General features: G+C 69.3%; 14 protein-coding genes. 6 read left to right on the plus strand and 8 right to left on the minus strand.

Annotated elements, in window-relative coordinates:
* Positions 1-711: HAD-IC family P-type ATPase (locus ACZ60Q_RS19775; RefSeq protein WP_469635964.1), on the plus strand; the 711-nt coding region annotated here is incomplete at its 5' end.
* A 645-nt stretch (positions 712-1,356) separates the two neighbouring features.
* Here the strand turns inward: ACZ60Q_RS19775 and ACZ60Q_RS19780 are convergent.
* The 3 genes from ACZ60Q_RS19780 to ACZ60Q_RS19790 all read right to left on the minus strand — a co-directional run bounded on the left by ACZ60Q_RS19780 (position 1,357) and on the right by ACZ60Q_RS19790 (position 5,795).
* Positions 1,357-2,655, minus strand: a complete 1,299-nt coding sequence (locus ACZ60Q_RS19780) for a citrate synthase (protein WP_469635967.1) — start codon at positions 2,653-2,655, stop codon at positions 1,357-1,359.
* Positions 2,656-2,870: 215 nt separating this feature from the next.
* Positions 2,871-5,096, minus strand: coding sequence for an SF1B family DNA helicase RecD2 (gene recD2 / locus ACZ60Q_RS19785; protein WP_469635970.1), 2,226 nt, complete (start codon positions 5,094-5,096; stop codon positions 2,871-2,873).
* A 150-nt stretch (positions 5,097-5,246) separates the two neighbouring features.
* On the minus strand, positions 5,247-5,795 hold the full coding sequence (locus ACZ60Q_RS19790; RefSeq protein ID WP_469635973.1) for a MarR family winged helix-turn-helix transcriptional regulator: 549 nt from the start codon (positions 5,793-5,795) through the stop codon (positions 5,247-5,249).
* Positions 5,796-5,943: 148 nt separating this feature from the next.
* Between ACZ60Q_RS19790 and ACZ60Q_RS19795 the strand changes: the two genes are divergently transcribed.
* Together ACZ60Q_RS19795 and ACZ60Q_RS19800 are read left to right on the plus strand one after the other, a co-directional pair.
* Entirely contained in the window at positions 5,944-7,602 is a 1,659-nt protein-coding gene (locus ACZ60Q_RS19795; protein ID WP_469635976.1) for an MFS transporter, read from the plus strand.
* 45 nt (positions 7,603-7,647) lie between these two features.
* A complete protein-coding gene (locus ACZ60Q_RS19800; protein WP_469635978.1) occupies positions 7,648-8,154 on the plus strand; it encodes a DUF6584 family protein in 507 nt (168 codons plus the stop codon).
* On the opposite strand, the gene ACZ60Q_RS19805 is transcribed toward ACZ60Q_RS19800, so the two are convergent.
* The 3 genes from ACZ60Q_RS19805 to ACZ60Q_RS19815 are packed head-to-tail and all read right to left on the minus strand — an operon-like array spanning position 8,127 to position 9,215.
* Positions 8,127-8,516, minus strand: coding sequence for a hypothetical protein (locus ACZ60Q_RS19805; protein ID WP_469635980.1), 390 nt, complete (start codon positions 8,514-8,516; stop codon positions 8,127-8,129). The genes ACZ60Q_RS19800 and ACZ60Q_RS19805 overlap by 28 nt on opposite strands.
* Positions 8,517-8,526: 10 nt before the next feature.
* Positions 8,527-8,880 carry a hypothetical protein gene (locus tag ACZ60Q_RS19810; RefSeq protein WP_469635983.1) on the minus strand — a complete coding sequence of 118 codons (354 nt, stop codon included), beginning with the start codon at positions 8,878-8,880 and terminating at the stop codon, positions 8,527-8,529.
* On the minus strand, positions 8,877-9,215 hold the full coding sequence (locus tag ACZ60Q_RS19815) for a hypothetical protein (RefSeq protein ID WP_469635985.1): 339 nt from the start codon (positions 9,213-9,215) through the stop codon (positions 8,877-8,879). The genes ACZ60Q_RS19810 and ACZ60Q_RS19815 overlap by 4 nt, the downstream gene beginning before the upstream one ends.
* A 143-nt stretch (positions 9,216-9,358) precedes the next feature.
* Here ACZ60Q_RS19815 and ACZ60Q_RS19820 point away from each other — a divergent pair, with 143 nt between their 5' ends.
* The 3 genes from ACZ60Q_RS19820 to ACZ60Q_RS19830 are packed head-to-tail and all read left to right on the plus strand — an operon-like array spanning position 9,359 to position 10,667.
* The gene (locus ACZ60Q_RS19820) at positions 9,359-10,183 is read left to right on the plus strand and encodes a helix-turn-helix domain-containing protein (RefSeq protein ID WP_469635988.1); all 825 of its coding nucleotides are present in this window, start codon (positions 9,359-9,361) and stop codon (positions 10,181-10,183) included.
* A complete protein-coding gene (locus ACZ60Q_RS19825) occupies positions 10,170-10,394 on the plus strand; it encodes a DUF397 domain-containing protein (protein ID WP_469635991.1) in 225 nt (74 codons plus the stop codon). Before ACZ60Q_RS19820 ends, ACZ60Q_RS19825 begins: the two co-directional genes overlap by 14 nt.
* A gap of 51 nt (positions 10,395-10,445) precedes the next feature.
* Complete coding sequence (locus ACZ60Q_RS19830; protein WP_469635993.1) at positions 10,446-10,667, plus strand: DUF397 domain-containing protein; 222 nt, start codon at positions 10,446-10,448, stop codon at positions 10,665-10,667.
* 128 nt (positions 10,668-10,795) lie between these two features.
* Here ACZ60Q_RS19830 and ACZ60Q_RS19835 read toward each other — a convergent pair whose 3' ends face one another.
* Positions 10,796-11,443 (minus strand): peptidoglycan recognition protein family protein, encoded by a 648-nt coding sequence (locus tag ACZ60Q_RS19835; RefSeq protein ID WP_469635996.1) that lies wholly within the window; start codon positions 11,441-11,443, stop codon positions 10,796-10,798.
* A gap of 124 nt (positions 11,444-11,567) precedes the next feature.
* Positions 11,568-12,449, minus strand: a complete 882-nt coding sequence (locus tag ACZ60Q_RS19840; RefSeq protein ID WP_469635999.1) for a lysozyme — start codon at positions 12,447-12,449, stop codon at positions 11,568-11,570.
* Positions 12,450-12,588: the final 139 nt, after the last annotated feature.

Genomic DNA, 12,588 nt, shown 5'->3' on the forward strand with positions numbered 1-12,588 from the left:
GGCGTCCAGGGCATCGTCGAAGGCCACGCCGTCCTCGTCGGACGCGAACAACTCCTGGCCGAGTGGGAGATCCACCTCCCCACCCACCTCGCCGAAGCGAAGAAAGCCGCCGAGACCGCCGGACGCACCGCGATCACCGTCGCCTGGGACGGCCAGGCGCGGGGCGTGTTCGGGGTGGCGGACGCGGTCAAGGACAGCAGTGCGGCCGCCGTGAGCGAGTTGCGTGCCCTGGGGTTGAAGCCCGTGCTGCTGACCGGCGACAACCGGGCGGTGGCGGAGGCCGTGGCCCGTGAGGTGGGCATCGACGAGGTCCACGCGGAGGTGCTTCCCGAGGACAAGGTGAACGTCGTGAAGCGCCTTCAGGCCGAGGGTCGGGTCGTCGCCATGGTCGGCGACGGGGTCAACGACGCCGCCGCCCTCGCCACGGCAGACCTGGGACTGGCGATGGGCACCGGGACGGACGCGGCGATCGAAGCGAGCGACCTCACACTGGTTCGTGGAGATCTCAAGGTGACGGCTGACGCAATCCGCCTCTCCAGGCGTACGCTGGCCACCATCAGGGGCAACCTCTTCTGGGCCTTCGGGTACAACGTCGCGGCCTTGCCCCTGGCTGCAAGTGGCCTGCTCAACCCTATGATCGCGGGCGCCGCCATGGCGTTTTCGTCCGTGTTCGTCGTCACGAACAGTCTACGGTTGCGTGCCTTCACGTAACTTCCACAAAGAGATTTAGATCACACCGGTTTCAGGGTAACCATCCGGTGGGTTCACGAGTCTTAGAGTGCGAGCCAAGGATGTCTTGGGGGACGTCCGATGGAGTGTCTTGGGGGACGCTCCTGTGGCAAGCGTTTGCCGGGGCACGTGCACCGGGGAGCTTTGAGCGGCCCTCCCGTGCGTACGTACCCCGGCGGACCGCAGCACAAGGGAACACAACAGAACAACGGGAGCCCTGGCTCCCTACAGACGCCCGGCCGGATCCCGTGGGGGGAATCCGCTCCGGGATATGGGAAACGCCCCGACCGTCGACCCGTGGGGGGATCGGCGGCGGGGTGTTTCTCGCTTTCCGGCCCGTTCGATCAGCGGCCCGTCCCATCGGCGCACGAGCCCAGCACCGGCACCGGCACCGGTCCACCTGGGCCATGAGCGCCCCGTACAACGCCGAATCGCCCCGGACACCGCGCTCTGTGCGAAGCGCGGTACGCGGGGCGAAGGCAGTCGGCCGAAGAGGCCGGGCACTACGGGCGGTACGGGATCCAGTGGCACCGGATCCGGTGGTACGAGGTCCGGCGGTACCAGATCCGGCGGTACGAGGTCCGGTTCAGCGACCTCCGCGCGGGATCCAGCGGTACCGGATCCGGGTCAGCGGCCCTCGACCGGGACGAAGTCGCGCAGGACCTCGCCGGTGTAGATCTGACGCGGGCGGCCGATGCGGGAACCCGGCTCCTTGATCATCTCGTGCCACTGGGCGATCCAGCCGGGAAGGCGGCCGAGCGCGAAGAGCACGGTGAACATCTCGGTCGGGAAGCCCATGGCCCGGTAGATCAGACCGGTGTAGAAGTCCACGTTGGGGTAGAGGTTGCGCGAGACGAAGTACTCGTCGGAGAGCGCGTGGTCCTCCAGCTTGAGCGCGATGTCGAGCAGCTCGTCGGACTTGCCGAGCGCGGACAGCACATCGTGGGCCGCGGCCTTGATGATCTTGGCGCGCGGGTCGAACGACTTGTACACCCGGTGGCCGAAGCCCATCAGGCGGACGCCGTCCTCCTTGTTCTTCACCTTGCGGATGAAGGAGTCGACGTCGCCGCCGTTGGCCTGGATGCCTTCCAGCATCTCCAGCACCGACTGGTTGGCGCCACCGTGCAGGGGGCCCCAGAGCGCCGAGATGCCGGCGGAGATCGAGGCGAACATGTTCGCCTGCGAGGAGCCGACCAGACGCACGGTGGAGGTCGAACAGTTCTGCTCGTGGTCCGCGTGCAGGATGAGCAGCTTGTCCAGCGCCGAGACGACGACCGGGTCCAGCTCGTACTCCTGGGCGGGGACCGAGAAGGTCATGCGCAGGAAGTTCTCGACGTACCCGAGGTCGTTGCGCGGGTAGACGAAGGGGTGCCCGATCGACTTCTTGTAGGCGTACGCCGCGATCGTCGGGAGCTTCGCCAGGAGGCGGATCGTCGAGAGGTGACGCTGCTGCTCGTCGAACGGGTTGTGGCTGTCCTGGTAGAACGTGGACAGCGCGCTGACGACCGAGGACAGCATGGCCATCGGGTGGGCGTCGCGCGGGAAGCCGTCGAAGAACCGCTTGACGTCCTCGTGCAGCAGCGTGTGCTGGGTGATCTCGTTCTTGAAGGTCGCCAGCTCGTCGACCTTCGGCAGATCGCCGTTGATCAGCGTGTACGCGACCTCGAGGAACGACGAGCGCTCGGCGAGCTGCTCGATCGGGTATCCGCGGTAGCGCAGAATGCCCTGCTCACCGTCGAGGTACGTGACGGCGGATTTATAGGCGGCGGTGTTGCCGTATCCGCTGTCCAGCGTCACCAGGCCGGTATTGGCCCGGAGCTTCCCGATGTCGAAGCCCTTGTCGCCGACGGCGCTGTCGATCACCGGATAGGTGTACTCGTCGTCGCCGTACCGCAGTACTACAGCGTTGTTGGTGTGCTCGCTCACGTCATCCCTCACCGACGTAGTGCCTCTTCTTCGAGGTGCCCTGACTGTCTTCCACCCTCCCCCATTCGGCTCAGGAGAGTGCACTCGGGGTCGTCCATTGGACCTACTGGCGGCACTGAGTGCCGCCAATTTACTCATCCTGCCCCCTTGGCTACGGTTCCGGAAGACCTCCGTGATGTTTGCCACCGGTTTGATCGATCATTTTTGCGCACGGGTCACGCGAAGTCTTCTCCGGAGCCGCCCCGGAGCCGGAAATCCAGCGCTGTACAGCGTCTTCCTGCGGAAACCGTGCGGACCGCCTGGCCGATCGCCTTACGGGACCCGACCAGGACCACCAGCTTCTTGGCCCTCGTCACGGCCGTGTAGAGCAGGTTGCGCTGGAGCATCATCCAGGCGCTGGTGGTGACGGGGATGACGACGGCCGGATACTCGCTGCCCTGGGAGCGGTGGATGGTCATGGCGTACGCGTGGGCCAGCTCGTCCAGCTCGTCGAAGTCGTAGCCGATCTCCTCGTCCTCGTCGGTGCGGACCGTGAGCTTCTGTTCGTCCAGGTCAAGGCCGGTGACGACGCCGACCGTGCCGTTGAAGACGCCGTTCTCGCCCTTGTCGTAGTTATTGCGGATCTGGGTGACCTTGTCGCCGACCCGGAAGACCCGGCCGCCGAACCGCTTCTCGGGGAGGTCGGGGCGGGCCGGGGTGATGGCCTGCTGGAGCAGTCCGTTCAGATGGCCCGCACCGGCGGGGCCTCGGTGCATCGGGGCGAGAACCTGCACGTCCCGGCGTGGATCGAGGCCGAACTTGGCCGGAATGCGACGGGCCGCCACATCGACGGCGAGCTTACCGGCGTCCTCCGTCTCCTCCTCGACGAAGAGGAAGAAGTCGCTCATCCCCTCGGTGAGTGGGGTTTTGCCCGCATTGATCCGGTGCGCGTTGGTCACGACGCCGGACTGCTGGGCCTGGCGGAAGATCCGGGTGAGCCGGACGGCGGGGACCGGGCCGCCCTCAGCGAGCAGATCGCTCAGCACCTCCCCCGCGCCGACCGAGGGAAGTTGGTCGACGTCACCCACGAGGAGGAGATGGGCACCGGGTGCCACCGCCTTCACGAGCTTGTTGGCGAGCAGCAGATCGAGCATCGACGCCTCGTCCACGACGACCAGATCCGCGTCCAGCGGGCGGTCGCGGTCGTAGGCCGCGTCCCCGCCCGGCCTCAGCTCCAGGAGCCGGTGCACGGTGGACGCCTCGGCCCCGGTCAGCTCGGCGAGCCGTTTGGCGGCCCGGCCGGTGGGCGCGGCCAGCACGACCTTGGCCCGCTTGGCCCGGGCCAGCTCGACGATGGACCGTACGGTGAACGACTTCCCGCAGCCGGGGCCCCCGGTCAGAACGGCCACCTTCCGGCTGAGCGCGAGCCGTACGGCCTGCTCCTGCTCGGGCGCCAGAACGGTCCCCGTGCGGGTGGCGAGCCAGGCCAGGGCCTTGTCCCAGTCCACGTCCCCGAAGGCCGGCATGCGGTCCTCACCGGTGTTCAGCAGGCGGCGCACCTGCCCGGCGAGGGACAGCTCGGCCCGGTGGAAGGGGACCAGGTAGATGGCCGTGACCGGTTCGCCGCCCTCGGGGGACGGCACCTTCTCCCGCACGACGCCCTCCGGGTCGGCTGCCAGCTCGGCCAGGCACTCGATGACCAGCCCGGTGTCGACCTGGAGCAGCTTGACGCCGTCCGCGATGAGCCGCTCCTCGGGGAGGTAGCAGTGCCCTTGGTCGGAGGACTGGGACAGGGCGTACTGGAGGCCGGCCTTGACCCGCTCGGGGCTGTCGTGCGGGATGCCGACGGCCTGGGCGATCCTGTCGGCGGTGAGGAAGCCGATGCCCCAGACGTCGGCGGCCAGCCGGTAGGGCTGGTTCCTGACGACGGAGATCGAGGCGTCCTCGTACTTCTTGTAGATGCGGACGGCGATGGAGGTGGAGACGCCGACGCCCTGGAGGAAGACCATGACCTCCTTGATCGCCTTCTGTTCCTCCCAGGCGGCCGCGATCATCTTCGTGCGCTTGGGGCCGAGGCCGGGGACCTCGACGAGGCGCTTCGGCTCCTGCTCGATGATGTCGAGGGTGTCGACGCCGAAGTGGATGGTGATCCGGTCGGCCATCACCGGCCCGATGCCCTTGATCAGCCCGGAGCCGAGATAGCGGCGGATGCCCTGGATGGTGGCGGGCAGCACGGTGGTGTAGTTCTCCACCGTGAACTGCTTGCCGTACTGGGAGTGCGAGCCCCAACGGCCCTCCATCCGCAGCGACTCGCCGACCTGCGCGCCGAGCAGCGCGCCGACGACGGTGAGGAGGTCCCCGGCTCCGCGTCCGGTGTCGACGCGGGCGACCGTGTACCCGTTCTCCTCGTTGGCGTAGGTGATCCGCTCCAGGACCCCTTCGAGGACGGCCATGTTGGACATGACCCGACGCTACCGGGTGGCACTGACAGGGCAATTCACACCCCCACACCTCGCTGCGGTGTGCGAAGTGCGGGGTGCGGGGTGCGGGGTGCGGGGTGCGGGGTACAGCCCAGGGCAGCGGCCGGTCCGGATCCCGTCGGCCGGATCCCGTCAGGGGGTGCGGGGGCCGGGCCCGCCGTCCCGGTACTCGTTCGCCAGCAGGGTGTCCATGGTCGAGGTCAGCCTGCCGAGGAACTCCTCGAAGTGCTGGATCTCCTGCGGCGAGTAGGCCGCCATCGCCTCGGCCATCCGCTCGGAGTAGGGACCGAAGAACGCGATGGCCCTCGGCCGGATGTCGGGGCTGCTGCGCAGGGTCACCACCCGGCGGTCGGCGCTCTCGCGGGTGCGGACGACATGCCCCGCCTGTTCGAGCCGCTTGAGGAGGATGGCGGTCGCGCCGGAGGAGAGCGAGACGCGCTCGCTGAGCCTGGCCGGTGACAGCGGTTTGCCCTGGTCCTCGGCGTAGAGGATCTCGACGAGGGCGACGGCATCGGTGGAGTGCAGCCCGAGCCAGGTCGCGAAGCGGCGGGTGAACTCGGTGTAGTCGGCCCCGAAGGCGCGCAGCCCGTCCATCACGCGGTCGACGCGCACGGCTTCGCGGCCGGCCCCGGAGTCCGCGTCCGCCGTGCCGTTCCCCCTGGCCCCGTTCCCGTTCGTCATCGGTGCTGCCCCTCTTTCTCCGCCGGATCCGCCGCGAGGCCTCCGGCCACGTCTCCCACCACCTGCTTTGACAACCTACCCCGTCACATTTACCTTTGCGGCAAAGCTATCTACCTTTGCCGCAAAGCAATCACGGGAGTCGAACACTGTGCCCGAACCAGCGGAAACCCCACCCACAACACGCCAGTGGCTCGGCCTCGTCGCCGTGGCGCTCGGCGTGGCGCTGATCGTCGTCGACCTGACGATCGTCAACGTGATCCTCGCGCCGATCATCGAGGACCTCTCCATCGGTTCATCCGAGGCCCAGTGGATCCAGGAGTCGTACGCGATCACGTTCGCGGCGCTCCTCCTGGTCACCGGGCGCTTCAGCGACCTGTACGGCGCACGCCGGATCTTCCTGCTGGGGCTCGCCGTCTTCGGCGTGACGAGCCTGCTGGCCGCACTGGCCTCCAGCGGCGGCCTCCTGATCCTCGCCCGGTTCGCCCAGGGCGTCGGCGGGGCGATGATGCTGCCCACCTCGCTGGCCCTGCTGAACGCCACGTTCACGGGCCGGGCGCGCGGCCAGGCGTTCGCCGTGTGGGGCTCGACCATCGGGGCGGCGGCGGCCGTGGGCCCGCTGCTGGGCGGCCGGCTCGCCGACATCTCCTGGCGGTGGGCCTTCGGCATCAACATCCCGCTGGTCGCCCTCATCGTGGTGGGGGTGCTGCGGTACCTGGACGCGTCGCCCCGCACCCGGGGCCGTATCGACGGCGTCGGCGCGGTGCTGTCGGCGACGGGCCTGGGCCTTGCCTCCTTCGTCCTGATCGAGGGGCGTACCCATGGCTGGCTGATGACGACGGAGCCGCTGGAGATCGGCGGCTTCTCCTGGTCCGGCGGGCTCTCACCCGTGTTCGCCGCCCTGCTCCTGTCCGTTCTGGCGCTGGGCGCGTTCTGGCGCAGGCAGACGGTGCTGAGCCGAGCGGGCGACGAGCCGCTGATGGACGTGGGGCTGTTCTCCATCCGCTCGTTCCGCAACGGCAACTTCGTCACGCTGATGGTGGGCCTCGGCGAGTTCGGCATCATCGCGGTGCTGCCGCTCTGGCTCCAGTTCGCCCTCGGGTACACCGCGTTCGAGGCCGGTCTCGCCCTCGTCGCCCTGGCCGTCGGAAGCTTCGCCGCCTCCGGGGCGAGCTTCCCGATGGCCTCGACCGTCTCCGCGCTCGCCCAGGTCAGGATCGGCCTGGTGCTGGAGGCCGCCGGGCTGACGATGCTGGCCCTGATCGCGTCCACGGACAGCTCCTGGTGGCTCATCGTCATCGCGCTGTTCGTCTACGGGATCGGCGTCGGCTTCGCCACGGCGCAGGTCACCAACATCGTCCTCGTGGACATACCGGAACGGAGCGGAGGCCAGGCGTCGGGCATCCAGAGCGCCGCCCGCGAGCTGGGGTCCGCCCTCGGCATCGCCCTCCTGACCACCCTGTTCTTCAGCACCCTGGCCTCCGGGATGACCGACCGGCTCACCCGGGACGGCGTCGCGACGGACGAAGCGGAACGGATCGGCGGGGTCGTGACGGACAGTGCCGGATCGGTGATCGAGACCCTCGCATCGGAGCCCCGTACGGCATCGGCGGCGGAGGCGGCCCGCGAGGCGATGGCGGTCGGCGTCCAGGTCTCCGGGTACGTCTGCGCGGGGCTGCTGCTCCTGGCGCTGGCGGCGACGTTGTTCATGTCGCCGAGGACGAAGGGCCGGCCGGGCCCGAACCGGTCGGATACACAACCGGGTTCGCCCACCGGCACCCCTGCGCGCTCGAGTACCCGTCCGGTATGAACAACTCGGTCGCCGACACCACTCCCCCGCCCCCATGATGACCGCATGCCCCTGAACGACACCCTGGCCCGCGTGGACGCGGACCTCGCCGCCGGACGTATACCGGTGGCGAGGCAGCGTCTGCGCGGACTGGTCTCCTCCTACCCGCACGAACCGGAACCCCGCCGCCGACTGGCCGCCGTCTACCGCCTGTACGGCGACGCGGCGGAGGCCGGCCGCTGGATGTACCTGGAGGAGGACCGTGCCCCGGACGAGACGGCGGCCTTCGAGGAGCGGTACGTCAATTCCGTGCGCCGGATGCGGGCCGTCGCCTGGCGAGGCACGGAGGCAGACGCCCCGACGCCGTTCGCCGCCGAGCGACTGGCCGACGTACGCGCAGCCGCGTCGGACTACCTGCGCCGACCGGTCGGCTGGGACGAACTGGTGGGGATACGGGGAGACCTGCCGGAGCGCGGCGGGCTCCGCGACGTCCTGGCGGACGCCGGCGCCCTCCTGGTCGCGGTCGCCTTCCTCGCGGTGTGGGTCTACGGGCTGGTGGCGCTGTTCGACTGAGGCGGACCGGGCGGCCGGCTCCGACGGGTCCTGATCCGGTCGGCCCAGCGACGAACTCCCCGCCGTGGACGTCGCCGTACCGGCCCGGTCTTCGCTCCCCGGGCCTGTCCGGCCGCTCCTGGCCTCCGCTCCCAGTGATCGTCGGGCGACAGGAGCGGCGCCTTGCGTCGTGCCTGTTCCTGGACCTCGACGTGCGACTCGTGAGCCGTGATGCGGAACGCCTCCTCGTAGGAGGCCAGAGCAGCGCTCATGGCACTGCCCGCGAGACCCCGTCGGCGGATGCGTGAAGCCAGCCACGCGAAGGCGCTCACCACCACCGCGAGGCAGCCGGTCATGATCAGATACGGCAGCAGCGCATGCATCTCCAGGAGCCTACTCCGGGCCGTCGGCGCGGAGTAGGCCGCCGTGCTCCTCGCGTCCGTCGTGCGTCGCGTCGAGCCGTGCGCCACGGCTCTCCGCGACGCGCACGACCTGGCGCAGCGACTCGGTCAGCCGGTCGGCGAGAAAGCGGATCTGCGGCCCGGTGGTCCCGTCGTCGGCCAGCAGATCGGCGGCGTGGCCGAGCAGTTCCTCCGCCATGTCGAGCTGGATGTCCTCCACGTCGTCGGCCATCCGCGACACACGCCCGGTGCCGTCCCCCAGGACGTAGCAGGGTTTCCCGTCGGCGCCCGTCCACGGCAGCAGCCGCACCGTCCGGGCCTCGGTGAGTTCGCTGTCCGTGCTCACGCCACGGCCCCCCGCACCTGAGCGACGTCCACGCCGCGCACGGCGACCAGCAGTCCCCCGCGACGGATACGCCGTCGCCTCGCCTCGACGGCACGCTCCTGGGCCGCGTGCTCCTCGGCCACCTGCCGTTCGTGCGCCACGAAGTACGGGCGCACCAGCGGGCTGTCCTCACCGCGCGGAGGCCGTTCACCGGTGCGGTAGCCGGTCGGGCCGCCGACGTAGTCGCAGGAGTAGGGGTGGACGTACGCGTACGTGTCCAGCGGGTGCCGTTGGCGCGGTGCGGGGATCAGCAAGCGCAGGAGCGGCTTCAGGAGCCGGGCCAGGGCGTGCTTCATGGGGCCTGCCTTCCGGAGTGCGTCGACGTTCGGGCTTCGCTTCTTTCCGTAGCGAATCCATCACAGAGTGAGGTCGCAAGTCGCTACGCTTCCAGGGGGTCGGGCATGACAGCACGCTGGTCAGGTCGAGGAGTTGGGTACGGATGAAAGCGAACGGCAAGCCGCGTACGGCACGGCAGAAGTACGGCGACGAGCTGCGGCTGCGCCGCCTTGCCGCCGAAATGACACAGGAGGCGCTGGCCGAGCAGGTCGTCTGTTCGCCGACGCTCATCAGCCACTGGGAAGCGGGGCGGCGGCTGCCTAGTCCGGATGACGCCCAGCGGATCGACCGGGCTCTGGGGACGGACGGGTTCTTTGCCCGGTGGCTGGAGGACCTGGAGACGAAGTACAACGATCACTTCGCGGCCGTGGCGGAGTTGGAGCAGCAGGCGGTGCTCATCCAGCAGTTCGCGCTGACACTCGTTCCGGGCCTGTTGCAGACGGACGACTACGCACGGGCCCTGTTCCAGGCCTACCGACCCAACCATCGCCAGGAGGAGGTTGACCAGGACGTTGTCATTCGAACAGAACGCGCTCGTCTCCTGGACGGTCCGATGAACCCGGTGATGTGGACACTGCTGGACGAAGCGGTGCTGCGGCGACGGGTCGGCGGCCCGCAGGTGATGGCCCGACAGCTGCGGAAGATCGCGGACATGGCGGAGGTGGGACGACTGCGGTTGCACGTGCTGCCGTTCGAGGCTGGGGCCCACTCCCTCCAGCAGAGCCTGCTGACGCTGATGAGCTTCGCGGACTCGGCACCGGTGGCGTATGTCGAGGGCTTTCAGACAGGCAACTTGATGGATGATCCGCGCTTGGTGACGTCCAGCCGCACGGCCTACGATCTCGCCCTGGGCGATGCATTGTCGCATCAAGAATCGGTGGCCCGTGTGCGGGCCGCAGCGGAGGAGCACGAACATGGTCAGCAGTAGGCGGAGGATCAGGGACGCGTCCACCCTCGCGGGCTGGTTCAAGTCCAGCCACAGCGGCGGGGACCAGGGCGAGTGCCTTGAAGTCGCTCGCGGCCACGCCTCCGTCCCCGTACGCGACAGCAAGGCGGCGGGCGGCCCCGCACTGTCCTTCACCCACCAGGACTGGGCTCAGTTCGTCACAGCCCTCAAGCACGGCGATCTCTCCGCCTGACCCACGGAAAACCCGTCAGCGTACGCCGAAGCATCGCGAAGGAGCATGAACATGCACACCACCGAGCCCACCCATGACGGCGTGTCCCTCACCGCATGGCGCAAGTCCAGCTACAGCGGCGGGGCCAACGCCGACTGCCTTGAAGTCGCGGACGGCCACCCCGCCGTCCCCGTCCGCGACAGCAAGGCCCCCGGGGGCCCCGCCGTCGTCTTCTCCGCACACGGCTGGTCGTCCTTCGTCGCCGCTGTGAAGGCCGGCGCGCTCTCCGCCTGACACACCGCTCCCCCGGCGGCCCCGTCACGGTCCCCGACCTGACGGGGCCGCTGTCATGATCGCCCCCGCCGTCCCCGGGCGCCGCACCTCGTCGGCACATCGCTACGACCTGCCGAGTCGCCCCGCGCTCAGCCCGTGCTCGCCGCGACCTCGCTGCGCAGCTGCGGCAGCTTGTCGTGCAGTACTCCCGGGCAGAGGGTGTCGCCGAAGTCCTTGTGCCCGTAGATGCGGCTCGGCGCGATGCCGTACTGGCGGCAGGTGTACGCACAGAGCGCCACCAGGACCTCCCACTGGGCGCGCGGCGGCTGTGCGCCGTCGTGGTACGCACCCTCGTTGGCGATGCCGATGGCCGCCCCGTTCTGACCGGAGGTGTGCGCGCCCAGCACGAAGTCCCTGCCGCTCCGCAGCGTGCTCAGGCTCTGGTGGCGGCCCTCGGTGATCCAGCCGCCCCGGCTGACGAGGAAGTGGTAGCCGGTGTCGGTCCAGCCGTTCTTGTCCAGGTGCAGTTCCTGGACCCAGTGGGCGTGGCGGTGGGCCTGGGTGCGGGAGATGTCGGAGGTGTTGGCGCTGACCGTGTGGTGCACGACGATCATCGTCGGCCGCTTCCCCACCAGCCCGACCGGGCTCCGCGGCGGCCGGGCCTTCCACCGGGACGTGTCGTCGATGTCCGGTTCGACGACGTCGAGAGCGTGGGCCGTGCCCGGTAGGGCGACGGCGGCCAGACCGCCGGCACCGGCGAGGAGGACGTGGCGACGGGACGGCTGCGGATGGTTCACAGCGAACTCCTGGTGTGGGGGGACGCGCGGCGCCGGTTGTGGTGGTGGTGCATGAGGCTGGTGGTCGCGGGGGGCCGGGTGGGTCGCTGACGGGCTCACCCGGCCACCACGAAGGGCGGAGCCGCTAGGCCGTGTTGTTGGCGAGCGCCTGGAGGCGGGCCACGGAGCCGTTGAACTTGTTGCGGTCCACGTCACCGGTGACTCCGGCGACCCGCCCCGTGGCCGAGTACTGCCAGATCGTCCAGGTGGGGAAGCCGCTGGGGATGGTCGGGCTGCTGGTTCCCCAATGTGCTACCCAGAGGGGCGACTTGGCGGCCATGCCGGTCCAGCCGCCGGTGCAGGTGTTCCACCAGCTCGCCGTCGTGTAGATCACGACGTCCCGGGTGGTACGCGCCTTGTACGTGGCGTGGAACTCGTTGACCCAGGTGCGCATCTGCGTCGTGGACAGGCCGTAGCACATGGCGCCGTACGGATTGTGCTCGATGTCCAGCACCCCGGGCAGGGTCTTGCCGTCCTTGGACCATCCTCCGCCGTTGCTCGCGAAGTAGCCTGCCTGCGTGGCCCCGTTGGAGACGTCGGGGCGGGCGAAGTGGTAGGCCCCCCGGATCAGACCGGCGTTGTAGGAGCCGGTGTAGTTCGCGCTGAAGCCGCTGTCCTTGAAGGACGTGCCCTCGGTGGCCTTCATGTAGGCGAAGTCGATGCCCGCGGCCTTCACCGAGCCCCAGTTGATGGCCCCCTGCCAATGGGAGACGTCGATGCCCTGGACGCCGCTGGTGTCCATCGGTTTCACGCCGCCCGCCGCCGAGGAAGCGGGGCCCTGCTCGATGCGGGTGCCCGCCCCCATCCACGCCTGTCCGGACCGGACCGGCTCGTCGGGTGCGGGTGGCGCGGCGGCGGCCGTGCCCGTGCCGGTCAGGATCAGCGCCGCGGCACTGCCGAGAGCTGCCGCCGGCAGAGCCCGTCCGGATCTCTTGAGCCGACGGAACGGAGAACGGTACGCGGGCATGGCCACCTCCGGGCACGTTGACGGGGAAGAGTTCCCTGGCATCCGATAAACGGACGCCATGAACATGTCATGAGTAACGCACGGACAGGGAGGGGCGTAAAGAGGACATTCGGTCTAGACCTGTGACGCTACGCCTCAC

Source organism: Streptomyces sp. NPDC104313, from assembly GCF_055583985.1.

What these genes read in the sequence shown, in the direction of transcription:
- ACZ60Q_RS19820 (WP_469635988.1), top strand. Translation starts at nt 9,359, where the DNA reads ATGAAAGCGAACGGCAAGCCGCGTACGGCACGGCAGAAGTACGGCGAC.
- ACZ60Q_RS19840 (WP_469635999.1), bottom strand. Translation starts at nt 12,449, where the DNA reads ATGCCCGCGTACCGTTCTCCGTTCCGTCGGCTCAAGAGATCCGGACGG.
- ACZ60Q_RS19790 (WP_469635973.1), bottom strand. Translation starts at nt 5,795, where the DNA reads ATGACGAACGGGAACGGGGCCAGGGGGAACGGCACGGCGGACGCGGAC.
- ACZ60Q_RS19805 (WP_469635980.1), bottom strand. Translation starts at nt 8,516, where the DNA reads ATGCATGCGCTGCTGCCGTATCTGATCATGACCGGCTGCCTCGCGGTG.
- recD2 (WP_469635970.1), bottom strand. Translation starts at nt 5,096, where the DNA reads ATGTCCAACATGGCCGTCCTCGAAGGGGTCCTGGAGCGGATCACCTAC.
- ACZ60Q_RS19815 (WP_469635985.1), bottom strand. Translation starts at nt 9,215, where the DNA reads ATGAAGCACGCCCTGGCCCGGCTCCTGAAGCCGCTCCTGCGCTTGCTG.
- ACZ60Q_RS19800 (WP_469635978.1), top strand. Translation starts at nt 7,648, where the DNA reads ATGCCCCTGAACGACACCCTGGCCCGCGTGGACGCGGACCTCGCCGCC.
- ACZ60Q_RS19825 (WP_469635991.1), top strand. Translation starts at nt 10,170, where the DNA reads ATGGTCAGCAGTAGGCGGAGGATCAGGGACGCGTCCACCCTCGCGGGC.
- ACZ60Q_RS19830 (WP_469635993.1), top strand. Translation starts at nt 10,446, where the DNA reads ATGCACACCACCGAGCCCACCCATGACGGCGTGTCCCTCACCGCATGG.